26 protein-coding genes and 2 tRNA genes are annotated in these 20,946 nt (G+C 56.0%); 10 read left to right on the top strand and 18 right to left on the bottom strand.

Annotation, left to right across the window (positions count from 1 at the left end; translation table 11 throughout):
• The first annotated feature begins 8 nt into the window (after positions 1-8).
• Positions 9-725 carry an IMP cyclohydrolase gene (locus WC370_07535; protein ID MFA5309316.1) on the top strand — a complete coding sequence of 239 codons (717 nt, stop codon included), beginning with the start codon at positions 9-11 and terminating at the stop codon, positions 723-725.
• Positions 726-867: 142 nt separating this feature from the next.
• Here the strand turns inward: WC370_07535 and lgt are convergent, their stop codons facing one another.
• Entirely contained in the window at positions 868-1,677 is an 810-nt protein-coding gene (gene lgt / locus WC370_07530; GenBank protein MFA5309315.1) for a prolipoprotein diacylglyceryl transferase, read from the bottom strand.
• A gap of 15 nt (positions 1,678-1,692) precedes the next feature.
• On the bottom strand, positions 1,693-2,532 hold the full coding sequence (ftsY, locus tag WC370_07525) for a signal recognition particle-docking protein FtsY (GenBank protein MFA5309314.1): 840 nt from the start codon (positions 2,530-2,532) through the stop codon (positions 1,693-1,695).
• Between the two features lie 477 nt (positions 2,533-3,009).
• Between ftsY and WC370_07520 the strand changes: the two genes are divergently transcribed.
• On the top strand, positions 3,010-4,218 hold the full coding sequence (locus tag WC370_07520; GenBank protein ID MFA5309313.1) for a CinA family nicotinamide mononucleotide deamidase-related protein: 1,209 nt from the start codon (positions 3,010-3,012) through the stop codon (positions 4,216-4,218).
• Between the two features lie 5 nt (positions 4,219-4,223).
• Here the strand turns inward: WC370_07520 and WC370_07515 are convergent, their stop codons facing one another.
• From WC370_07515 to WC370_07505, 3 genes are all read right to left on the bottom strand, one after another.
• Entirely contained in the window at positions 4,224-5,084 is an 861-nt protein-coding gene (locus WC370_07515; protein ID MFA5309312.1) for a hypothetical protein, read from the bottom strand.
• Positions 5,085-5,105: 21 nt separating this feature from the next.
• Complete coding sequence (locus WC370_07510) at positions 5,106-5,267, bottom strand: hypothetical protein (protein ID MFA5309311.1); 162 nt, start codon at positions 5,265-5,267, stop codon at positions 5,106-5,108.
• A 105-nt stretch (positions 5,268-5,372) separates the two neighbouring features.
• A tRNA-Glu gene (locus WC370_07505) sits at positions 5,373-5,445 on the bottom strand.
• A 131-nt stretch (positions 5,446-5,576) separates the two neighbouring features.
• On the opposite strand from WC370_07505, the gene WC370_07500 reads away from it, so the two are divergent.
• The 6 genes from WC370_07500 (at position 5,577) to WC370_07475 (ending at position 9,070) form a co-directional block, all read left to right on the top strand.
• Positions 5,577-5,852, top strand: a complete 276-nt coding sequence (locus WC370_07500; protein ID MFA5309310.1) for an FmdB family zinc ribbon protein — start codon at positions 5,577-5,579, stop codon at positions 5,850-5,852.
• A complete protein-coding gene (gene dtd, locus WC370_07495) occupies positions 5,849-6,301 on the top strand; it encodes a D-aminoacyl-tRNA deacylase (protein ID MFA5309309.1) in 453 nt (150 codons plus the stop codon). The genes WC370_07500 and dtd overlap by 4 nt, the downstream gene beginning before the upstream one ends.
• A gap of 282 nt (positions 6,302-6,583) precedes the next feature.
• A complete protein-coding gene (locus WC370_07490; GenBank protein ID MFA5309308.1) occupies positions 6,584-7,240 on the top strand; it encodes an energy-coupling factor ABC transporter permease in 657 nt (218 codons plus the stop codon).
• Positions 7,237-7,527, top strand: a complete 291-nt coding sequence (locus WC370_07485) for a PDGLE domain-containing protein (GenBank protein ID MFA5309307.1) — start codon at positions 7,237-7,239, stop codon at positions 7,525-7,527. The genes WC370_07490 and WC370_07485 overlap by 4 nt, the downstream gene beginning before the upstream one ends.
• Positions 7,528-7,530: 3 nt before the next feature.
• Positions 7,531-8,313 carry a cobalt ECF transporter T component CbiQ gene (cbiQ, locus tag WC370_07480; GenBank protein ID MFA5309306.1) on the top strand — a complete coding sequence of 261 codons (783 nt, stop codon included), beginning with the start codon at positions 7,531-7,533 and terminating at the stop codon, positions 8,311-8,313.
• Between the two features lies 1 nt (position 8,314).
• Entirely contained in the window at positions 8,315-9,070 is a 756-nt protein-coding gene (locus tag WC370_07475) for an ABC transporter ATP-binding protein (GenBank protein MFA5309305.1), read from the top strand.
• Here the strand turns inward: WC370_07475 and nadC are convergent.
• The 9 genes from nadC to WC370_07430 form a co-directional block, all read right to left on the bottom strand.
• Positions 9,030-9,917 (bottom strand): carboxylating nicotinate-nucleotide diphosphorylase, encoded by an 888-nt coding sequence (gene nadC, locus WC370_07470; protein ID MFA5309304.1) that lies wholly within the window; start codon positions 9,915-9,917, stop codon positions 9,030-9,032. The two genes, WC370_07475 and nadC, sit on opposite strands and share 41 nt — an antisense overlap.
• A 200-nt stretch (positions 9,918-10,117) precedes the next feature.
• A complete protein-coding gene (gene yajC, locus WC370_07465; protein ID MFA5309303.1) occupies positions 10,118-10,525 on the bottom strand; it encodes a preprotein translocase subunit YajC in 408 nt (135 codons plus the stop codon).
• 84 nt (positions 10,526-10,609) lie between these two features.
• The gene (locus WC370_07460; protein ID MFA5309302.1) at positions 10,610-11,866 is read right to left on the bottom strand and encodes a MiaB/RimO family radical SAM methylthiotransferase; all 1,257 of its coding nucleotides are present in this window, start codon (positions 11,864-11,866) and stop codon (positions 10,610-10,612) included.
• A complete protein-coding gene (locus WC370_07455) occupies positions 11,867-12,811 on the bottom strand; it encodes a type II restriction endonuclease (protein ID MFA5309301.1) in 945 nt (314 codons plus the stop codon).
• A 5-nt stretch (positions 12,812-12,816) separates the two neighbouring features.
• On the bottom strand, positions 12,817-13,233 hold the full coding sequence (locus WC370_07450; GenBank protein MFA5309300.1) for a hypothetical protein: 417 nt from the start codon (positions 13,231-13,233) through the stop codon (positions 12,817-12,819).
• Positions 13,230-14,045 (bottom strand): site-specific DNA-methyltransferase, encoded by an 816-nt coding sequence (locus WC370_07445; GenBank protein MFA5309299.1) that lies wholly within the window; start codon positions 14,043-14,045, stop codon positions 13,230-13,232. Before WC370_07445 ends, WC370_07450 begins: the two co-directional genes overlap by 4 nt.
• A gap of 33 nt (positions 14,046-14,078) precedes the next feature.
• Complete coding sequence (locus WC370_07440) at positions 14,079-14,417, bottom strand: DUF1801 domain-containing protein (protein ID MFA5309298.1); 339 nt, start codon at positions 14,415-14,417, stop codon at positions 14,079-14,081.
• A 505-nt stretch (positions 14,418-14,922) separates the two neighbouring features.
• Positions 14,923-15,014, bottom strand: a tRNA-Ser gene (locus tag WC370_07435).
• Positions 15,015-15,126: 112 nt separating this feature from the next.
• Positions 15,127-16,068: a dihydroorotate dehydrogenase gene (locus tag WC370_07430; GenBank protein MFA5309297.1), complete on the bottom strand. Its 942-nt coding sequence runs from the start codon at positions 16,066-16,068 to the stop codon at positions 15,127-15,129.
• 169 nt (positions 16,069-16,237) lie between these two features.
• Between WC370_07430 and WC370_07425 the strand changes: the two genes are divergently transcribed.
• Positions 16,238-16,450 (top strand): hypothetical protein, encoded by a 213-nt coding sequence (locus tag WC370_07425; protein ID MFA5309296.1) that lies wholly within the window; start codon positions 16,238-16,240, stop codon positions 16,448-16,450.
• A 90-nt stretch (positions 16,451-16,540) separates the two neighbouring features.
• Here the strand turns inward: WC370_07425 and WC370_07420 are convergent, their stop codons facing one another.
• The 4 genes from WC370_07420 to WC370_07405 form a co-directional block, all read right to left on the bottom strand.
• The gene (locus tag WC370_07420) at positions 16,541-16,858 is read right to left on the bottom strand and encodes a hypothetical protein (protein ID MFA5309295.1); all 318 of its coding nucleotides are present in this window, start codon (positions 16,856-16,858) and stop codon (positions 16,541-16,543) included.
• A 151-nt stretch (positions 16,859-17,009) separates the two neighbouring features.
• The gene (locus WC370_07415) at positions 17,010-17,714 is read right to left on the bottom strand and encodes an endonuclease (GenBank protein ID MFA5309294.1); all 705 of its coding nucleotides are present in this window, start codon (positions 17,712-17,714) and stop codon (positions 17,010-17,012) included.
• Positions 17,715-17,718: 4 nt separating this feature from the next.
• The gene (gene tsaA, locus WC370_07410; GenBank protein MFA5309293.1) at positions 17,719-18,642 is read right to left on the bottom strand and encodes a tRNA (N6-threonylcarbamoyladenosine(37)-N6)-methyltransferase TrmO; all 924 of its coding nucleotides are present in this window, start codon (positions 18,640-18,642) and stop codon (positions 17,719-17,721) included.
• Between the two features lie 79 nt (positions 18,643-18,721).
• Complete coding sequence (locus WC370_07405) at positions 18,722-19,966, bottom strand: homocitrate synthase (protein ID MFA5309292.1); 1,245 nt, start codon at positions 19,964-19,966, stop codon at positions 18,722-18,724.
• 109 nt (positions 19,967-20,075) lie between these two features.
• Between WC370_07405 and WC370_07400 the strand changes: the two genes are divergently transcribed.
• Positions 20,076-20,726, top strand: coding sequence for a class I SAM-dependent methyltransferase (locus WC370_07400; protein ID MFA5309291.1), 651 nt, complete (start codon positions 20,076-20,078; stop codon positions 20,724-20,726).
• Positions 20,727-20,946 lie beyond the last annotated feature (220 nt).

Raw genomic sequence — 20,946 nt, 5'->3', positions numbered from 1 at the left:
TGAAGAAGATGAAAAACCCCAATGGACCCTACCCCGGCCGGCAGCTATTCCTGGGCTTAACGCCGCAGGGCAATCCGGCTTTCGCCTACCTCGTGACCGGGCGCAGCCCGGCCAGCCGCGAGCGCCAGGCTACCCCCAGAGACAACGGCATTATCATGGGGCCTATCGGCGACGCCGCTTACGACCCCCTGCGCCACTATACCGCCATTAAGTACGACAACGCCAGCGGGGTGCTGGCCGTGAGCAACGGTATCCAGACCGAGGCGATTTACGAAGCTTACAAGCTCCTTTTCAACGTTAAGTCCGCCCCCTCCAGGGGGTATATGAAAAAGCTGATGGACGGCGCCAACTATGAGCCGGACAGCCTCCAGACCCCCCGCATCTCCGGCGTAATTACCAATAACGCCGGCGGCCAACCCGTCTCCATCGTCAGCATCAAGATAGCGGACCGACCGGCTTTTACCTGGCGGGTGAATGCCAAAGCGGGCAGGTTAAGCGGTGTCGCAACTTACCACGGCAACATGGAAAACCCCGGCGCTTTTAAAGCGGATAAGGGGCTGGCGGAAATCAAGTGCGATGCCGCCGCGCCGCAGGAAATAGCCGACTTTCTTTACGGCATTTCCGCCGTGGAATACAAAGGTGATGACATCCGCGTTTGCGCCGTCGCCGGCGTGCGTACGGGCAACGCGTGGCAGGTGGCGCATATCAACCGGCACAAAGGCTAGTTGTAATTCCCGCGCAGCCGTGCCCCGTATGACAATCGGGGGCTGGAATCCACCCACGAATACCGTTTATTGTTTGGCCACCATAAGCGGATTCCCGTTTTCTCCTTCGACAAGCTCAGGATGAGCGGGAATAACGTTCTTGCTACGCTGCCGGCTTCTCCTCCGGCGCGGCCTCTTCGTGCTCCCCGTCTTTCACCCACCGCGTCTTCCAGATAAGCATGGGCACGGTAACCAGCAGTACGATGATGCTGATGACCTGCGCCTGGTGCAGGCCGAAGAGGAAAGTACTGCCGGTGCGCATAAAGTCGCCGCCCAGCCGCCACGCGGAATAAAGCGCCAGATACACCATGAACAAAGAGCCGTCCGGCTTGAGCTTCTTGCGCAGCAGGAACAGCACCCCGAAGGCGATAAGGTTGTAGATTATCTCGTAGGTGACTACCGGGTGCGTGGGCGGCAGCCCGAAGGACGGGCTGTTCATGTTGGTATAGACCACCCCCCAAGGCAGCGAGGTGAAGGTGCCGGTATCGTCCCCCAGGATGGTGCAGCCCACCCTGCCCACCGCCTGCGCCAGGATAATGCCGGGCGCCAGCATGTCCGCCAGGTAGGCGAAGGAACGCTTGTTGAACCGACTGAATATCCACAGGCCGAGCGCCACCCCCAGCACCGCCCCCCATATCGTCAGGCCGTCCCCGCCGATTATCTCCCCGGGGTTGTGGTAATAGTAGCTCCATTTATCTATCACGTGCAGCAGGCGGGCGAAGATAGCCCCGGAAGGTATGCCCACCAGCGCGCCGTTGATGACCATGTCATAGGTAATTTTGGGGTCTTTCCGCGCGTTTAACAGCGCCCAGACGACCATGGTTATCACCGCCAGGGTGACCATGATACCGTACCACCCCACATCTATCGGCCCGATGGAAAAAGCGATGGGATTAATGCTTATCTCGATCATGCTGCCTCCCGGCTGCTACGCTGTCAGCGCTTCCACGAAGTCCGCGGCGTTAAATTCTACCATATCCTCCAGCCCCTCTCCCACCCCGATGCCCCGGATGGGGACTTTGAGGTCGTCACAGATAGCCAGCACGATGCCGCCCTTGGCGGTCCCGTCCAGCTTGGCGATGAAGATGCCGGTCACGCCCACCGCCTCGGTAAAGTAGCGGGCCTGGGTCAGGCCGTTCTGGCCGGTGGTGGCGTCCAGCACCAGCAGCACCTCGTGCGGGGCGGTGGCGTCCAGCCTGGCGGCCACCCGCCTGACCTTTTTCAGCTCTTCCATGAGATTGAACTTGGTATGCAGCCTCCCCGCGGTATCGATGATGAGGACATCCGCCTGACGGCTTTTGGCCGCTTGCAGGGCGTCATAGACCACCGCCCCGGGGTCGGCCCCCGGCTGGTGGGCGATAACGTTCACCCCCACCCGCTCCCCCTGTTTCTTGAGCTGGTCGATAGCCGCCGCCCGGAAGGTATCCGCCGCCGCCAGCAGCACGTCCTTGCCCTCTTTTTTCAGTTGATAGGCCAGCTTGGCGATGGTGGTGGTCTTGCCGCTGCCGTTGACCCCCACCACCAGGTAGACTTTAGGCGGGGCAATATCCGCCGCGGCGGGGCGGGGCGGCACGTTAAGTATCTTTATCATTTCCTCTTTGAGAATGGCGCTCACCCCGCTGCCGTCCAGCTTTTCCGCGGCGGCGCGCTCTTTAACGATTCCGATGAGTTTTTCCGTGGTGCTGACGCCCACATCCGCTGATATCAGCAGCTCCTCCAGCTCTTCCCAGACCTCTTTGCCGATGGCGCCGCGGTCGAACAGGCTCATCGCCCGCCCGAACCAGGTTTCGCGGGTGCGTTTCAGGACTTTTTGAAAGATATTGATGGGCGTTCCTCCTTGCCATTGGTTTCAATTAACAGTATATAAAAGTTGGGGGGAGAATGGAAGGAGAGAATAAAACGCAGGATTGACGAATGCGCCTGTCATTGCCAGGAATGCCCTGCCCACCGTACAAGGCCTTGGCAGCCGATAGTGATAAACAATCTCACCGTCTTAACACGATTGTCATTCTGACGAAAGTCAGAATCCACTTTGAAAACCAGTGATTAGTTGTCTTTCACTGCTGGATTCCCGCCTGCGCGGGAATGACAAAAGGGGTGACGCTACAAGTAATGCCCCGTTCACCATGAGCGGCATTTTTCAAAACTCCCGTATCCGCTCACCCTGAACGTTCGTTGTTGCGCCCGCCCAATCGTTAAAGGTACAATTTCAGTAAATCCCACCCTGTTTTAATCGAGGCAAAATATGAAAGCAGAAATCATTACCACCGGCACGGAGCTGCTGCTCGGGGAGGTGGCGGACACCAACACCTCTTTCCTGGCCCGGGAGCTGGCGGCGCTGGGCATCGACCTTTTTTATACGTCGTCCGTCGGCGATAACTTCGAGCGCCTCTCCGGCGCCTTGAAGCTGGCCTGGCAGCGGTCCGACCTTATTTTAACGTCGGGCGGGCTGGGCCCTACTCAAGGCGATATCACCCGGGAGACGATAGCCGGCCTCCTCGGCGAAAAGATGGAGGTCGACCCCGCTCTGAAAATAACGCTGGAAAAGTTTTTCTCGGAGCGCGGCATCCACATGTCCGCCAACAACTTCAAGCAGGCGTCGCTGATTCCCTCGGCCCAGGCCGTCCCCAATGCCCGCGGCACCGCCCCCGGCTGGTGGGCGGAAAAGGACGGGCGGGTAATCATCGCCCTGCCCGGCCCACCCGGAGAGCTCCAGCCCATGTGGCAAAACCATATCGCCCCGGCCTTGCAGAGTCGTTCGGGCGCTATCATCCTCTCTCACACGCTCAAAATCTACGGTTTGCCGGAAGGCACCGCCGATGAGCAGCTGGCGGCGCCGCTGAAATCCGCCAACCCCACCCTTGCCCTTTACGCCAGGCCGGACGGCATCCACCTGCGCATTACCGCCAAGGCGTCCACCCTGGAGGAAGCTAAAAATATGATATCCCGCCATGAGACGGCGGTCAGGGACATCGTGGGGGAATACGTGTGGGGCGTTGATGAGGAATCTTTAGAGGGGGTGGTGGGGCGAATGCTGGTCGATAAGGGACAGACGCTGGCCGTGTCCGAGTCCTTCACCGGCGGCTCGCTGATACAGGTGCTTTCCCGCGCCCCGGATAACGGCCGGTATTTCCGGGGCGGCATTTACGCCGCCTCGGACGAGGCCAAGCTGGCGCTCGGGCTGGTATGGGGCGCCGGCGGCACGGGGAATATCGCCGCCGCCATGGCGTCTTTGGCCCGGGAAAAGCTGAGCGCCGGCATCGGCCTGGCCATCGAGGGCTACGCGGAAACGGTCGATGATATCCCGATGGCTAAAATATTCATCGCCATCGCCGGGCGCAAGACCGGGCAGCCGCGGGTGCGCAGCTATTCCCTCCGGCTTGCCCAGGCCGCCGGACGGCTGGCCTACATGGCGCTGTTCGAGCTAAGAATATTCCTCGCGGAACCTGCGTAAAAAGCCTATTTTACCCAGGCGATATCGGGCTTGGCGCTGAGCCCCACCTGCATTACGGAATAGGGCTTGTCCACCCGGTTGCAGACGATGGGGAAGTGCGGCATCCCCTTGGGCAGTGATATTACCGTGGGCACGTCGAAGGTGTATTTTTCGCGTTCCTGTCCCAGCTCGATGCTTATCTCCGCTCCCAGGTAGCTCAGGTCTTCCGTCTTGTGCCCGAAGAATATCAGGCAGGAATCATAGGAATGGAAACAGGAGCCCCGCCCCGGGTACCACTCCCCCGCCTGGTTGTAGAGGCCCATGGTAAAGTTGATGGGCAGCCCTTCCAGCTCCGCCCCCGTCATGGTCATCGTCTGCTTGGCGTTGGCCCCGCCCGGCCCCTTCTTTACCGGCATCGTCTTGAAATAGTGTGTGTACTTGCGGCCGTTGGTAGTGCCTTCCTGTTTCACCCCCGTCCCGGAGTACTTGGAGTTGAGGGCCAGGTGAAAATGCCCGAAGGGCTTATAGACTTTCTCGGTAACCAGTGGGCAGTGCGCCAGGTTGGCCGGCGCCGCCGCCACGGTGGGCACGTTGAACTTGTGTACTTCGTATTCTTTGCCCAGGGCTAAAGACATGTCCGACCCCAGATAGCCCAGGTCGTTATCATCGTACCCGAAGAATAAAAGACACTCGTCGAAAGGGTGGATATGCGCTCCCATGTCCGGCGCCCAATCGCCTACCTGGTCGTAAACCCCCACGATGAAATTGAGGTTGAACCCGCCCAGCTCCTCGCCCCCCACAAAGACCAGCTCTTTGGCGTTGGCGCCACCCCGCCCCTTCTGAAACTTCAGTTTATTAACGTTCTTGCTATATTTCTTATCGGCCACGAAAGTTCTCCTTCCTGCGTTTTATAAGGCAAATTCTATGCTATTTGCCCGTACAATGCAACAAAAGGCGCGGTGAGCGGAACAGCCGGGAGAAAGGATAGGCTGGAGCACGCTCATCGCCATTACCGCCAGGCTGACGATGGCGATAACGGAGACTCGCTCGCGGTTGACTGCTTTTTTCATGTATCCCCGTTCTCTTTATCCGGCGGGGCTATCGCCACGTTAATAAGCGGGGGTGATTTGGCTGGTCGCCTTTTATGTTGCTTCCCAGAGAACAGGTAAAAAAAGTGCCCCCAACGGAATTCGAATCCATGTTGACGGCTTGAAAGGCCGCTGTCCTAGGCCACTAGACGATGGGGGCGCAAATCCAGTATAGCAGATTACGCCCTAAACGGACAATACTCTCCCACCCCGGCCTCTCCAGCTTGCCTGCGCCCTGCCGCTCATGTAAAATATTATGTAGAGGTTGTATTTATCCGAGGTGATTTTTTTATGCCGATTTACGAGTACGAATGTAATCATTGCGGCCACCGCTTTGATCTGAGGCAGGGTTTTCATGACAAGCCGCAAGCGGACTGTCCCAAGTGCAGCAAGAAGTCCCGGCGCGTTTTCCTCCCCTCGCCGATAATTTTTAAAGGCAGCGGCTTCTATGTGACCGACCACCGTACCGGGAGCGATGCCTCCACCAGCAAGAACCCCCCGGAACCCGCTAAACCCAAGGCGGAGCCCGCCAAAGATAAACCGGACTCCAGGAAGAGCGCCGCGTGAAAGCGCTGCTCCAGCGCGTCAGCCGGGCCTCCGTCAGCGTGGGGGAGGAGGTGGTGGGGAGGATAGGCCCGGGGCTGGTGGTGCTGCTGGGGGTGGCCGCCGGAGATACGGAAAAAGACGCGCAGTACCTGGTGCGGAAAATAGTCAACCTGCGTATTTTCACGGATGACCGGGACAAGTTCAACCTCTCCGCCCTGGACGTTAAGGCCGACCTCCTGCTGGTAAGCCAGTTCACCCTGCTGGCGGACGCCCGCCGGGGACGCCGCCCGGACTTTACGGATGCCGCTCCTCCCCAACCGGCGGAAACGCTTTTCAACTATACCGTGGAGCTGTGCCGCGCCAGCGGCCTGAAAGTGGTCACCGGGCGTTTCCAGCAGCACATGCAGGTGGAAATCCATAATGACGGCCCTGTCACGCTGATGCTTGATAGCCGCGATAAACCGTCGTAGGATTAGTTCGTACCTTCCCCCTTCGGTTCCTCCTCTCTGTCGACGGAGAGGAGGTTAGGAGGAGAGGTAATTTCCCTCTTCCCTCTTCCCCCCTAATTCTATTGACACCGCCGCCCGTTTAGGCTATTATTACAAATAATTGCAGTTGCATCCGCTTGTAACTATGTGGAAACACGGGTATTTTACGGTTGAGGAAAACAGTCTGTAATATATTTTTTTATCTTTTAATTGCAACTGGTTGCATCTGCATCTCAATGTTGCGCTTGGGAAAGGAGAGGATTCATGCACATACCGGACGGCTTTCTTAACGTGGCTACCGTGGCTACCGGCTACGCGGTATCGGCGGGCGGCATCGGCTACGCCGTGAAAGAAGCCAATAAAAATCTCAAGGAAAAACAGGTCCCGCTGATGGGCGTGCTGGCGGCTTTTATCTTCGCCGCCCAGATGCTCAACTTCCCTATCGCCGGGGGCACTTCGGGGCATCTCATCGGGGCCACGCTGGCGGCCATCCTGCTGGGGCCGTGGGCTGCCGTGCTGATAATGAGCTGCGTGCTTATCGCCCAGTGCCTCATTTTCCAGGACGGCGGGCTGCTGGCATTGGGCGTCAACATCCTGAACATGGGCATCGTCGCTCCCTTCTGCGGCTACTATATTTACAAACTCACCGCTCTGGTGCTGGGTGACAGCCGCAAAGGCCGGCTTATCGGCGGGTTCGTCGGGGCCTGGGCTTCGGTGCTGCTGGCGGCCCTCGCCTGCGCCATTGAGCTGGGCGTCTCCGGCGTTTCGCCGTGGGGCGTCGTGCTGCCGGCCATGACCGGTGTTCACGCCCTCATCGGCCTCGGGGAGGGACTGATAACTACCGCGGCGCTCAGTGTGGTGCTGGCCACCCGGGCGGATTTATGGCAGCCGCTGAAAGCCGTTAAAAGGAGCGAGATATGAAATGGTGGCACTGGGCCTTGATTGCCAGCCTGCTGCTGGCGGTGCTTTCGCCGCTGGCTTCGTCCTCGCCGGACGGACTGGAAAAAGTAGCGGAAAACCACGGCTTTATCGAGAAAGCCAGCGCCGCGCCCTACCAGGTGATTGCGGACTACGTTTTTCCCGGCGTCCATAACGAGAAGCTGGCCACCATCCTGGCGGGTCTGCTCGGCACCCTGGTGGTGTTCGGGGTGGCTTACGGCGTTTCCTGGCTGATTAAACGCCGGCGGACCGGCAGCGCCGGGCAATAAAACATGAAACACAGCTTCCTGGACCGGTACAGTGACGGCGCTAGCTTGATGCACCGGCTGGACCCCCGCACCAAGTTCATCGCCGCCTTCCTGCTGATTTTGGCGCTGGCGCTCACGGAGCCGGGGCGGTGGCTGGTGTACGCGGCCTATTTCGTGCTCATCGCCGTCCTGGTATTGCTTTCCCGCGTGCCGGTGCTCTATATCCTGAAGCGCTCGCTGACGATTATCCCCTTCGTTCTGGTTATCGCCGTTTTTATCCCCTTCTTCAAAGGAGGGGACACTTTCGCCGGCTTCTATATCGGGTCGTGGCGCCTCACCGTATCGCACCAGGGGCTTCAGCTCTTGGGGGCGGTGGCGGCCAAGGCGTGGCTGTCTATCCTTAGCCTGATTTTGCTGATGGCGACGACGCCGATGTCCCGCCTCCTCCGCGGGCTGGAGCAGCTGCGCCTGCCACGGGTGATGGTGATGACGCTTTCTTTCATGTACCGCTACATCTTTATCCTGACGGACGAGGTGCTGCGCATGAAGCAGGCGCGGGACAGCCGGGCCGTGGGAGGGAGCCGACTTTTTCGCATTAAAACGGTGGGCAGCATGGCCGGTACGCTTTTCATCCGCAGCTACGAGCGCGGGGAGCGGGTCTATACCGCCATGGCGGCGCGCGGCTATGACGGCCGGACGCGTACGCTGCGCCGCTTGAGCTTTCAATCGGCTGACCTGCTTTTCGGCGCGGGGCTGGCGCTCGTACTGGCTTTTATTTTAATCTATAACTATTGGCACTGGATTTAAAATGGAAGAAATAATCGGGCTGAAAGACCTGGCTTATGCTTACCCGGACGGGCGGCGGGCGCTGAGCGGCATCAACCTGTCCGTGAGCCGCGGCGAGGCGCTGGCCATCATCGGCCCCAACGGCGCCGGCAAGTCCACCCTGCTCCTTCACCTCAACGGCATCCTGCGCGGCCGGGAAGGCGTCAAGGTATTCGGGGAAAATATTACGGATAAAAACCTGAAAGAGGTCAGGCGGCGCATCGGGCTGGTGTTCCAGGACCCGGATGACCAGCTTTTTTCCGCCACCGTTTTCGATGATGTGGCCTTCGGCCCGCTGAACCTGGATTATACCGAGGCGGAAGTCCGCCGGGCGGTGGCGGCGGCGCTGGCTAAAGTGGGCATGTCCGGCTTTGAAAACCGCTCCTCCCACCACCTGAGCCTGGGCGAGCGCAAGCGCATCGCCATCGCCACGGTGCTGTCCATGAGCCCGGAAGTCATGGTCCTGGATGAGCCTACCAGCAATCTCGACCCCGCCGGCAAGTGGCAGCTGATAGATATGCTGCTGGCGCTGCCGGTGACGCGCATCATCGCCACCCATGACCTGGAGCTGGTGGCCGCCCTCTGCCGCCGCGTGGTTATCCTGGACGGGGGCAAAATAGCCGCCGATGACACGGTGGAAAAGATACTGCATGACAGGGCTTTGCTGGAGACGCACGGGCTGTGCCGCCCGGCCGGCGCTAAAGCAGCGATAGAGTCTGCGTCGCCATTTCCAGGCTGATGTCCAGGGCTTTGTAAGAGTGCGTCAAAGCCCCGATAGAGATAATGTCCACCCCCGCCATGGCTGCCTGGCGGACGTTTTCCAGCGTGATGCCTCCGGAGGCTTCCAGCTTGACCCTCCCCGCCGCCATGTTCACCACCTGCTTCATATCGTTGATGCTCATGTTGTCCAGCATGATGATGTCCGCCCCGGCTTTCATCGCCTCCGCCGCCTCCCTGGGTGTCGTCACTTCTATCTCCACGGTAATGCCGGCGGGTGCGTTCTGCCGGGCTTTATCTATAATTTCCTTTAGCCCCAGCCCCATGGCCCGCAGCGCCGCTATGTGGTTGTCTTTTATCAGGACGGCGTCGGCCAGGTGGTGGCGGTGATTGTGCCCACCGCCCATCCGCACCGCGTATTTTTCCAGCAGGCGCAGGCCGGGGGTGGTCTTGCGCGTATCGTAGATGCCGGCGCTAAAGCCCTGGATTTCCGCCGCGTACCGCGCTGTCTGGGAGGCGATGCCGCTCAAACGCTGTAAAAAATTGAGGGCGGTGCGCTCCGCTTTAAGTATGGAGGCCACGCTGCCCGCGATGCTCGCGGCGATGTCCCCCGGCTTGACCGGCGTGCCGTCCTCTATCATTATTTCAATCTTTATCAAGGGGTCGATGCGCCGGAATACCCGCGCCGCCACCCCGATGCCGGCCAGGACGCCCTGTTCCTTGACCGTCACTTCCGCCCTGCCGGCCAGCTCCGGCGGGATCAGCGCCTCGCTGGTGACGTCTCCCTGGGATATGTCCTCGTCCAGGGCGGCGCCGATGATGGCATCCAGCTGCGCGTCGGATATATATTGATTGAGCTGTGTGTCCATTTTGATTTAGTGCTTTCTGCCGTTCTGAAGGAAGAAGTATTTTAGAGATTCATTTTCCGCGTAACAATCAACCATCCCGGTTTTCACCGGTATGGCGCGTTTTCCGGACTATTCCATATCTCCTCCGCTTTAATCGCGAAACAAACCTGTTTTCCAGGAGCGAGATCTTCTTTATCGATTACGGTCGGCCGGAGTCGGGCTTATTTCCTCATACTCATACTCGTTTCGTCCCGCCGCACCGCCACGCTGCCCCGCGCCACCCTCATGGTGGTGCCGCCTTCCACTTTAATCACGACGGAATCATCACTGAGGCTATCGATGGTGCCGTAAATGCCGCCGGCCGTGACTACTCTGTCGCCCTTTTGCAGCCCTTCCATCATTTGCTGGTGTTCCTTCTGGCGTTTTCGCTGCGGGCGTATCATCACGAAGTAGAAAAGCGCGAAGATTACCACCAGGAAAAGGAGCATTCCGTACTGGGAGAACCAGCTGGTCTCCACCGGTTCGCCGTCCGCTGAGGTAGTGCTGGTAGAAGCGTAACAGCCGCTGAAAAGCACCAGGACTGAAAGGAGCAGCCCTGCTATGAGTCCGATTTTTAACACCTTATTCATGGTCCCTCCTGATTGAGTTAACAGTTAACAGTTCACGGTTTTCCGTTGGCGGGTAAAGGGGTGGCTGCTGTTTACTGTCTACTTCTAATTTTCCCCGTCCGCCGCTATCTTGCCCTGTAACGACCAGGCGCTGGTCTTGTCTATCTTTATCTTTACCAGCCGCCCGGCGTATTCCCCGCCGCCGCTGAAAAATACCAGCTTGTCCGTGCGGGTGCGGCCGTACCATTTGCCTTTGTTCCTGCCCTCGACGAGTATTTCCAGGGTCTCGCCCAGCAGTCCGGCGTTGATGTCCGACTGCACCCTCTCCTGTAGCGCCTCCACCCTGCTTAACCTGTCTTTTTTCTCGTCCGGCGGGACGTCGTCCGCGTAGTCCCGGGCGGCGGCCGTGCCCTCCCGCGGCGAATAAGCCGCTACATGAACTGTAGCAAACTTTAGCGTATTGAGCAAGTCCAGCGTCTGCCGGAACTGGCTTTCCGTTTCCCCCGGAAATCCCACGATTATATCCGTGCTGATGGCCGCGCCGGGAATGTGCTCCCGGATGCTTTCAACGAGCCGCCGGTACTGCGCCGCGGTATAGCCGCGCTTCATGGCCTTGAGGATTTCATCGCTCCCCGCCTGCACCGGCAGGTTCATCTGCTCGCAGACCTTGTCCAGCCCCGCTATCGTCTCGATAAGCTTCTGGCTCATGTCCTTGGGGTGGTTGGTCAGAAAGCGCAGCCGCGCCAGCCCTTCGGTTTCGTTGAGCCGCGCCAGCAAATCGGCCAGGTCCGGCTTGCCCGGCAAATCGCGCCCGTAGGAGTCCACGTTCTGCCCCAGCAGGACTACCTCTTTAGCCCCCCGCCGCGCCAGCTCTTTGACCTCACAAATTATCTCCTCTAAAGGCCGGCTCCGCTCCCGCCCGCGCCGGAAAGGCACGATGCAGTAGGCGCAGAAGTTATCGCACCCCTGGCTGATGGTCACGTAAACAGAGGGAGAAGGGATCAGGGGTAAGGGTTGAGTAAGAGGTTTTTCCAGCCACGGCGGGTTTTCCCCCGCTTTGAAAAAGTGGTCGATAAACGGGAATTTTTTATGCAACCTGTCAGTGTCCGACTCCACGATGCAGCCGGTCAGCGCCAGCGTCACGCCCGGCCGCTCTTTTTTCAGGTGCTTCAGGTCGTGCAGCTTGTTAATCACCCTGTTTTCGGCGCTCTGGCGCACTACGCAGCTGTTCAGGATTATAAGGTCGGCCTCGTTAATGCTTTTGGCCACCCCGTATCCCAGCTCCGTAAAGCGCGCCGCCAGCCGTTCGCTCTCTGCCTTGTTCATCTGGCAGCCTATGGTCCAGATATGGTAGGTAGGCATTTACTTCAATGCCTTGGTGTTATTGGATGGCAGGATAAAATCCAGAATACCTTTTTCCAGCATATTAAGGTTGAAAATATATTCAATATGATCAAATGTCTCTCTTAGTGGTCTCGTAGTTGATGCCCATCCGAAACCATCTGTAATCCAAACAAAGCGATATTTTCCTTGTAATACGTCAAATAGATTACGATATTCGCCAGCAGTTGATTTTAATTTAGATCCGCTTCCGCTGTAATAATTCGTTTCAAATAATACTAGCTCTTCTCCACTGGACACAACAAAATCATACCTTCTCGAAGACTTATCTATTGGCACGCTATATCCGAGTTCTTTTTTAATTTTACTTGAATCAGCTTCCTTCAAGTATTTAAAACCATATCTCGTACACAAATCCTGAATAAAATATTCCACAACCTTTTCCATGCTGTGACCATTACGGTTTTTTCTTCCATTACTATCAAGTCCAGCTTCAACTCCAATCATGTAATCAACGAGGTTTTTAATTTTCTGTGAAACGATTAATTCTTTTAATCCTGTTTCTTTAACAAAGAATAAATACTTCTCAATATCAGTACTATCTGGTTTTGATTTGCTGAAATCATAGTCCTCGTAAACCAATCTTTTTTGCGTATAATCAACAAGGACTTTGAATCTGGAGGTATTTTTACCATCCCTTACAACTAGAAAAGGTATGATTTTAACTAATTCTGGTTCATGTATGAATAAATACCTGAATTCATCATCAAAATTTTCTTTGCCAATTAGGTAATTCAGCTTATTGAGAGATATCTCAATATTTCTTGTATTTCTTAATACTTTTTCCCAGTTAACAAAGTAAGGCCATAATAATACACTCGGTTTTAAATTATTTACTAAATAGCTAAAAACCTCATCGCTACTATTACAGTTTAAAGCATTTTTATAGAAATTAATGTTTTTCATGCTAATTATATTACCAGATTTAGTTCTATTGAGTTAGGTTTGCGTCCTTTTTGTAATGCATTTTCACCCGTTTTGGTCAATAATACAATAGCATCAAACCCCAAAGATTTTGCTTTAACATACATTTTTCTATCAAGCTCGCATCTTTTCCTATAAAAATCTGCACCGGTTTTTAAGAGTTCGTCAAGATATTTCTGTCCATTACTGCCAAACAATTTTTGAATAATTTCACTTTCTGATAAACCAAATACTGGATTATTAATGTGTACATTCTCAGGTTCTATATTTGGTTTCCCGTAAAACTCAGCCTGTAAATATGTTGAGGCCAAGAATTTCCCACGCTTTTTATAAGCATTAGGATCTCTCGGAGGAACATGCCACCATTTGGATTGATTTATCTTTCTAATCAGCAAATCTTTCATATTGAAAATGCTAGTCTATTCCCCGTTTTTTCTTTCATATCCTCAAACCTTTTAATTGAGAGGTCTAGATACTCTTTTGAATTATCAATACCAATGAAATCTCTACCATAATAATAAGCTACCAGACCGGTGGTCGAGCTTCCCGCAAATGGATCCAACACCAAATTTCCGCTATTAGTACTCGCCAATATGACGCGTTTTAGTAAATCGGCCGGTTTCTGCGTGGGATGTTTTCCGTATTTCTTTTCTTCTTTTTTAGGTGTATTGATTGCCCAAACCGACCTCATTTGATTGCCATTCTTTTTAATAAAATCTTCTTTCCACATGCCGTTTTTCATCAGGTCATAATTAAAGGTATGCTTATATTTATTATCTTTAATTGCCCATATAAGGGTTTCATGACTGGCGGTAAAATAGCGGCAACTTAGATTGGGTGAGGCATTGGGTTTGAACCACGAAATATCATTAAGAATATGAAATTGGTTAATTTCTAAAGCAAATCCACACTGGTAAATAGAATGATATGTGCCGCTTATCCAGATAGTCCCGTTAGGCTTTAAAACTCTTTTACATGCTTTTATCCAATCAATATGGAAATTGAAAGTGTCTTTTAATCCGTTACCCAAATCCCATTCGCCCTTTTTAACGCTTACTCTCTTGCCATTTTGACAAGTAAATGTTCCATTAGAAAGAAAATAAGGAGGATCGGCGAAAACCATGTCTATAGAGTTTTCCGGAATTTCTGCAAGTACCTTGAGGCAATCGTCCAGGTAAAGTTTGAAGCGCGGCACTTCGTAATATGGTGTTTTCATGCTTTTTTAGGTTTCAATCCTGCCTGAATTTCTTTATACTTTAGCCCTTTTGTCCACCAGTTTCAACAATTCCACGATTCTGCTTTCATCGATGCCGTCCGTGGACATGACCTCGATGTGCTTCATCGTTTTGCCGCCCCCGTCGAAGAGCTTTTCATCCTCTTTCGTCAGACCTTCAAGAGAAAACCCCAGGTTGACGTGGTCCTTCAGCCCCACGATGTAAAACTTGCCCCCGGCAAAGGCGGGCACGCCCCACTTCATTTCTTCCATAACGCCGGGGAAGGTCTTGAAAATAAGCCCCCGCAAAGCCCGGCAGATTTCTTGCTGGGGAGACGGCTGCTTATCAATATAAGCATCAATCTGGCTGTTCATTTCATCTTAAGGGGGCCGGTTTACTAACTGAAGTTTTGGCGGTGCTGGTTTACCAGCCGTAGCTTTTTAAAGGGCTGGCTTGCCAGCCGTAGCTTTAGCGCAGGCTGGCGGAGGGGGGAGGCCTCCTGCGCTCTTGCGAGCTACGGCGGCTAAAGGATTCTTTTCTTTAATAAAGCCCTTCCTGAACCTGTTTTCAAATATTGTTCCAGTTCAATAGCCCTAGATTTTTCCTTTACCGCAATAAATGCTTCCAAACTAAACGGTGTACGATTTTTTGTAGATACAACGTCTCCGGAATTATGCTGATGCAATCTCCGTTCTATATCATTTGTAGAACCTATATAATATCCTTTATCAGCTATACTCTTTAGGATATACACATACCACATTTCTAAAGGAACAGTATATCACTTCGGAGTACTTCAAGCACTAATACTATCTGTGCTGGTTTACCAGCCGTAGCTTTTTAAAGGGCTGGCTTGCCAGCCGTAGCTTTAGCGTAGGCTGGCGGAGGGGGAGGGATTCGAACCCTCGACACGAGTTACCCCGTGTAAGCACTTAGCAGGCGCCCGCACTAGACCACTATGCGACCCCTCCGTATGCGGGAAACGGGCAAACCTTCACTAATTATATCTTAACTTGGGAATATGCTCAATGGAGAAAGCTCTAAGCTCTAAATACTAAATCCGGAACGTTTAGAGTTTAGTGTTTAGAGCTTAGGATTTCTTCTCCCCGCCCCCACTATCTCCCCAATGGTTTTAATCCCCTCTTTTTCCATGAAAGCCATTATGCCCTCGATTATCTCCAGCGCGGCGCGGGGATTGGCGTAAGTGGCGCTCCCCACCTGCACCGCGCCCGCCCCCGCCATGATAAACTCCAGCGCGTCCGCGGCGGTGGCGATGCCCCCGCACCCCGCCACCGGCACCTTTACCGCCCCGGCCACCTCATACACTAACGCCAGCGCTATCGGCTTGATAGCCGGTCCGGAAAGCCCGCCGGTAATATTCGCGATGACGGGCCGCCTTGTTTTGATATCTATGGCCATGCCCCTGACGCTGTTGATCAGGGATAAAGCGTCCGCCCCGGCCTCCTCGACCGCCCGCGCCACCCCGGCGATGTCCCCCGCATTGGGCGTGAGCTTGACCATCACCGGCAAACTGGTCGCTTTTCTGACCGCCCTGGTCACTGCGGCGGCGGTGGGCGCATCCGCCCCGAATGCCGCCCCCCCCGCTTTAACGTTGGGACAGCTTATATTTACCTCGATGCCGCTGACGCCCGCCACGCCGTCCAGCGCTTGAGCCAGTTCCCCGTACTCCTCTACCGTGTCCCCGGCGATGTTAACGATTACCGGCACCCGCCAGCCCGCCCATATCGGCGCTTTCTCTCTGATGAGCGCCCCCACCCCGATGTTTTGCAGCCCGATGGAGTTGATTACGCCGCAGGCGGTCTCCACCAGGCGCGGCTGCGGGTTACCCTCCCGCGGCTTTAAGGTGGTGCCTTTGCAGACGATGGCGCCCAGCCTCTGGATATCCAGCATCCGGCTGTATTCCGTCCCGTACCCGAAGGTACCGGAAGCCGTCATGACGGGGTTGGCCAGGAGCAAGCCTTTTTTGTTTTTCGGGGCTAACTGGACCGTTAAGTCCGGGGTCACGCTTTATACCTGCCTGAACTTTATTCCGTCACCAAGCTTAACAAACTATCCGCCATGTTTGCAAGTAATGCCGCGTACGGTATTTGGGTGTTATCCCTTAACCTGCAAGGGTGTGGACATGCTGGCAGTCCCGCCTTTGAGGCTGTATTTTTAAGGTAGGAGATACTCTATGACAGCAACAACATCTTTAACGCGGGCATCTTTGCCCGGCTACCAGGCCCGGAAACTGCGCATGGCCCAGCACCTCACCCGTCAGCAGCTGGCGGATATGGCCGGCGTACCCCGGGAAGCCATCGACCTCTTTGAGCACAATCTGCCGCTGCCGCTGGACAACAAGCGCCGCATCATGCGGGAGCTTTGGGCCGCCAAAAACAAAGAGTGACGCTTTTGGCATCACTCCCTGCCTCAAATTTCATTTTTTAGCCCGGTATTTCTTTTTACGCGTTACCCCCACCCCTCATCATATTATTCCTCACCGCAGGTTCACGTACTGGCTCACCCGGCCGGGCACGGCCCTCTCCACGTGGTTCACCGGGCCGTTGGGCGGCTTTATTTCCAGGGCGAAACTCTGGTACGGACTTATGGTCACGTTGCCGGTGCTCGCCATATCCACCGTAATTTCAAACAGCTCGTTGGGGTCGAGCAGGTCGTCGCCGTTAATCGTCGTCAGCTTGGTCAATGTCCAGTTCACGGAAGGAATCAGGTGGTTGGCGTCCAGCCCGGCGTTAACGGCTTCCTTGGCTTTCTGTGAGGAGAACAGCCCGGCGGAAAGCACTACGTAAGCAAACACCGTGGCTACGATAAAGCGGTAAACTAAGCCATAAAAAACGCTCTCCGTTATGTAAATAATTTATTACAGTTTGGCGCGGAAATCATTGGCTGTTTTGAAGATATTCGAGGCTAAATCCGCCGGATTTTTTAGAAAATTATTTACGGATTTTTTATGGTTTGGCTAATCCGGCGCAGGGTAACCGGCCGCTTTGGGTTTTTCCGCCGGGATTAAGGCAGCAGTCCGCGCACCGGGGCTGTTTGCGGCACACTTCCTTGCCCAGGCGCACCAGCAGGGCGTGGTACTCGTTAAAAAGTCTGGAGTCAACGGGCAGGCGGGACATGAAAAGGCTCTGGTAGTCCGCGTAGCTCCGGCGCTCCGGCGCCAGCCCCAGACGTTCGACGATGCGGCGCGTATAGGCATCGATGACGAAAACGGGCTTGTTGCCGGCGTACAGTAAAATGGCGTCGGACGTCTCTTCGCCGACGCCGTACACCCCCAGCAGCTTGTGACGCAGGCTGGCGGTGTCTTCCGTGAAAAGCCTGTCCAAGTCGTCGCCGCACTGTTCCCCCAGCCACCCCGCCAGGGCTTTGAGCTTGCGCGCCTTGGTGTTATAGTAGCCGCAGGAGTAAATCAGCCCGGCCAGCTCTTTTTCCGGTATCTGCCGCAGGGCCGCCGCGGCCAGCTTTCCCGCGCCTTCCAGGTTCTTGATGGCCTTTTCCACGTTGCTCCAGGCGGCGCTCTGGGTTAAAACCGCCCCCGCCATGACCTCGAAGGGCGTTTGCGCCGGCCACCAGTGCTGCGGCCCGTAGCGGGCGTATAGCCGGCGGTATATTTCCCTGAGGATGTTTGGCCGACTTTCACTCGGTGCTGCCATCGTTCTAGCCGTGGCCGGGCTGCACCAGCTCCACTATCAGCCCCGCCGCCTCCAGGTCCAGGTACGTTACCCCGCCGCCCCCCTTGAACCGGGCGGCCAGTAATATTTCCGCGCCCTGTGCTTTCAGGCGCGCTGTTTCTTTTTCCAGGTCCTCCACGATAAACCCCAAATGCTGGATTCCCTCGCCTTTGGCATCGAGGAATTCCCGGTGAGGGGACTGGCCGTCTATCGGCTGTATCAGCTCCAGCTCGATATTGCCGATTTGCGTAATCTGGGCGGCCACCCTCTGGCTCGGTATGAAAGGCTGGCCGCGGTAAGTCTCCCGGGCGTCCGGGTCGAAAACCCTGGGCGTGAACGGGCCTATTCCCAGTTCGGCCAGGCGTTCTATCGTCTTGGCCATATCCCGCACCACCACCCCCACGTGCATCATGCGGGTAAAAGTCTTTTCCCCGGATGCTTTGCCGTCCATCTCGGCCCCCTCGGTATTTGTCATCCATGCCGGCATCCTGGCGTCATCCGCCGCGTCCAGCCCCGGCATGTACGGCTTGATATCGATAACCGGCGTGCCGTCCATGGCGTCCAGCCCCTTCACTTTCAGCACGTTGGCGCGGCGCTCCAGCAGGGCCACGGTGGTCTTGCCCAGCGGATTGGGGCGATCCGGGGAGCGGCTGGCGAACACGCCCACCGGCCCGGGCAGCTTGCGGTACCTGGGGTGGACTTTCATCGGGGAAGGACGGCGGGACTGGTGAAAATAGAAAAAGACGATGATGTGGGAAAAACCGTCCAGGTCGTCCAGGGACTCGGTCAGGGCGGGGTCGAGCACTATTTCGGAGACGATATCCGCCGTCTCGCGCTTTTCCCGCGTCTTTATCTCGTTGCGCACCGTGCCGATGGCTTTGAAAGTGATTTCCGGCAGTTCGTCTTCCATTCCCGGACTCCTCTACTTAACTCTACTTAAAATAAAAGGAGGCCGGCTTGTCACCGACCTCCCTGTAAATCTCGTCGGTTTAGTCCAGCGGTGTCAGGGTAAGCAGCTTCTTGGCGATGCCCGGGTACTTGGCGATGAACATCAGCTGGTCTTCCACCAGCGGCTTCTGCGATTCCACGTTGGCGTAGCGCACCAGCTCCAGGATATCGTTGGCTTTTCCCCGGTCGGAGAACTTGATGGATACCGGCAGCTTGCTCATCACGTGGCTGAAGCCGGAGATGCCGCCGTATTCCCCGGTGCTTATTTCCCTCCCGGTCTCCACGAACTCCGGGTCGCCCCGGCCCAGGTCTTCGTAGTTGTAAAGCTCGTAGTTTTCCGGGTCTTTTAAAACGCCGTCCGCGTGTATGCCGGACTCGTGGGAGAAAGCGTTGGCGCCCACGCCGGGCTGGTTGATGGGGATGGGCACGTCGAAGGCATAGCTGGCGAACTTGCAGATTTTCCAGGCCATGTTCAGTTTTATTGGGCCGCCCAGCTCGTACTTGGCGGAGAGGTCTTTGGACTTGGTGGCCGCCAGCATAACCGCCACCAGGTCGGCGTTGCCCGCCCTCTCCCCGATGCCGTTGAGCGTGGTGTTGATGTAGGCGTCCTGCCCCCCGTCTATCACGCCGATGGCGCCGGTGATGGAGTTGGCCACTGCCATGCCCAGGTCGTTATGGCAGTGCAGCTCGATGGGCAGCCCCACCTTTTCCGCCAGCTGGCGGCAGTTGTTGTAGATGGAAAAGGGATTATCGTAGCCCAGGGTATCGCAGTAGCGCAGCCGGGCGGCGCCGTGCGCCTTGGCCGCCAGCCCGAACTCGATAAGGTAGTTAATGTCCGTCCGCGAGGCGTCTTCCGCGTTCACCCCGAACGACTCCACTCCGTAGGCGCGGGCGGCGTCGGCGGCACTGGTCATGTCGTTGATGACATCTGCCTTCGTCTTCCGCCCCTGGAACTTGCCGTTAATCATCTGGTCGGAGGTGGAAATGGAAAGCGCCAGGTGCTTCAGCTTGGGCACGTTTTTCATGGCCGTTTCCACGTCGGCCGGGATGGCCCGTATCCAGCCGCTCAAACGCAGGGGCTGGAGAAAACCTATCTCCGCCAGCTCCAGGTTGGCGGTCAGGTAATTGATTTCATGCTTGGTGGTGGGAAAACCGAACTCGGACTGGAAGATGCCCATGTCGTTCAGGTAAATATTTATCATGGTCTTTTCCAGCTTGGATAGTCCCAGCTTGGCCGTCTGCACGCCGTCACGGTTGGTTACGTCTATTAGGTAAATCTTGGGCATTAAGGACCTCCCCTCCGGCTGATGGCGCATTGCGCGTCAACCACATTTTTATGTTATCATATGTCCAACGCGGCGGCAACCGGAATCCGACCCGTTAGCGAAGGTGTGAATGTCCGCGGATAAATGGGGCTTCGCTCAGTGGGCGCCGTCTTACGACGACTCTGTCAGCCGGGCCGACCTCTCCGGCGACTGGATATTCAAGGACTACGGCCGCGTGCTGGACACGGTCGTCGCTTACTGCGGGCTGGATGAAAACAGCTATTCTTCCCTGCTGGATATCGGCTGCGGCACCGGCAGCCTGGCGGCGCGCTTTCTCTCCCGCGGCCTGCAAGTGACCGGTATCGACCCGGTGGCTGAAATGCGGCGTATCTGCCGCCGCCAATACCCCGCCGTCAGGGTCATGGCCGGCGACTTCTTGAAAATACCCCCCTCCCTGCCCCGCTTCGACCTTATAGTCTCCACTTACGCGCTGCATCATTTAACCGCGCCGGAAAAGGCGGCGGCTGTCCCCCTGCTGAAAAAACACCTCAAGCCCGGCGGGCGCGTCGTCATCGCCGACCTTATGTTTCAGAACGCCGCCGCAGAGAACCGTATTAAGCAAGCCCTGCGGGAGGCTGGCAGAGCCGATATCCTGGCGGACTTCGCCGAAGAGTTCCCCGCGCTTTACGAGGAACTGGGGATACTCTTCCAGGGTGAAGGCTTCTGCTTTGACGGCGCCCGGCTCACGGACTCCGTCTGGCTATTAAGGGCCAGTCTTTAGCTGCCCTTTTGTCATTCTGAGCGTAGCGAAGAATCTCGGCGTGGGGTGAGGTTTGTTACTTGCTACTTGCTACTTTTCCTTCCCTCTATCAGTTCCCCCTCTCTGTCAACGGAGAGCAACTGTGTTAATTTATACATATTGCCAAGCTCTTTGATGTTTTAAAATTGAGTTCATGATAGTGAGCAGCCGCCTCATGCAGGCGACGAGGGCTACTTTCTTG

The sequence above is a fragment of the Dehalococcoidales bacterium genome (genome assembly GCA_041652735.1).
Lineage (GTDB): Bacteria > Chloroflexota > Dehalococcoidia > Dehalococcoidales > RBG-16-60-22 > RBG-13-51-18.
The sequence above is the reverse complement of the archived record's forward strand: the minus strand, read 5'-3'. Positions and strand labels throughout refer to the sequence as shown.

What these genes read in the sequence shown, in the direction of transcription:
- WC370_07535 (MFA5309316.1), top strand. Translation starts at nt 9, where the DNA reads ATGAAAAACCCCAATGGACCCTACCCCGGCCGGCAGCTATTCCTGGGC.
- lgt (MFA5309315.1), bottom strand. Translation starts at nt 1,677, where the DNA reads ATGATCGAGATAAGCATTAATCCCATCGCTTTTTCCATCGGGCCGATA.
- ftsY (MFA5309314.1), bottom strand. Translation starts at nt 2,532, where the DNA reads ATGAGCCTGTTCGACCGCGGCGCCATCGGCAAAGAGGTCTGGGAAGAG.
- WC370_07520 (MFA5309313.1), top strand. Translation starts at nt 3,010, where the DNA reads ATGAAAGCAGAAATCATTACCACCGGCACGGAGCTGCTGCTCGGGGAG.
- WC370_07510 (MFA5309311.1), bottom strand. Translation starts at nt 5,267, where the DNA reads ATGAAAAAAGCAGTCAACCGCGAGCGAGTCTCCGTTATCGCCATCGTC.
- WC370_07500 (MFA5309310.1), top strand. Translation starts at nt 5,577, where the DNA reads ATGCCGATTTACGAGTACGAATGTAATCATTGCGGCCACCGCTTTGAT.
- WC370_07490 (MFA5309308.1), top strand. Translation starts at nt 6,584, where the DNA reads ATGCACATACCGGACGGCTTTCTTAACGTGGCTACCGTGGCTACCGGC.
- WC370_07485 (MFA5309307.1), top strand. Translation starts at nt 7,237, where the DNA reads ATGAAATGGTGGCACTGGGCCTTGATTGCCAGCCTGCTGCTGGCGGTG.
- cbiQ (MFA5309306.1), top strand. Translation starts at nt 7,531, where the DNA reads ATGAAACACAGCTTCCTGGACCGGTACAGTGACGGCGCTAGCTTGATG.
- WC370_07475 (MFA5309305.1), top strand. Translation starts at nt 8,315, where the DNA reads ATGGAAGAAATAATCGGGCTGAAAGACCTGGCTTATGCTTACCCGGAC.
- nadC (MFA5309304.1), bottom strand. Translation starts at nt 9,917, where the DNA reads ATGGACACACAGCTCAATCAATATATATCCGACGCGCAGCTGGATGCC.
- yajC (MFA5309303.1), bottom strand. Translation starts at nt 10,525, where the DNA reads ATGAATAAGGTGTTAAAAATCGGACTCATAGCAGGGCTGCTCCTTTCA.
- WC370_07460 (MFA5309302.1), bottom strand. Translation starts at nt 11,866, where the DNA reads ATGCCTACCTACCATATCTGGACCATAGGCTGCCAGATGAACAAGGCA.
- WC370_07455 (MFA5309301.1), bottom strand. Translation starts at nt 12,811, where the DNA reads ATGAAAAACATTAATTTCTATAAAAATGCTTTAAACTGTAATAGTAGC.
- WC370_07450 (MFA5309300.1), bottom strand. Translation starts at nt 13,233, where the DNA reads ATGAAAGATTTGCTGATTAGAAAGATAAATCAATCCAAATGGTGGCAT.
- WC370_07445 (MFA5309299.1), bottom strand. Translation starts at nt 14,045, where the DNA reads ATGAAAACACCATATTACGAAGTGCCGCGCTTCAAACTTTACCTGGAC.
- WC370_07440 (MFA5309298.1), bottom strand. Translation starts at nt 14,417, where the DNA reads ATGAACAGCCAGATTGATGCTTATATTGATAAGCAGCCGTCTCCCCAG.
- WC370_07425 (MFA5309296.1), top strand. Translation starts at nt 16,238, where the DNA reads ATGACAGCAACAACATCTTTAACGCGGGCATCTTTGCCCGGCTACCAG.
- WC370_07415 (MFA5309294.1), bottom strand. Translation starts at nt 17,714, where the DNA reads ATGGCAGCACCGAGTGAAAGTCGGCCAAACATCCTCAGGGAAATATAC.
- tsaA (MFA5309293.1), bottom strand. Translation starts at nt 18,642, where the DNA reads ATGGAAGACGAACTGCCGGAAATCACTTTCAAAGCCATCGGCACGGTG.
- WC370_07405 (MFA5309292.1), bottom strand. Translation starts at nt 19,966, where the DNA reads ATGCCCAAGATTTACCTAATAGACGTAACCAACCGTGACGGCGTGCAG.
- WC370_07400 (MFA5309291.1), top strand. Translation starts at nt 20,076, where the DNA reads ATGTCCGCGGATAAATGGGGCTTCGCTCAGTGGGCGCCGTCTTACGAC.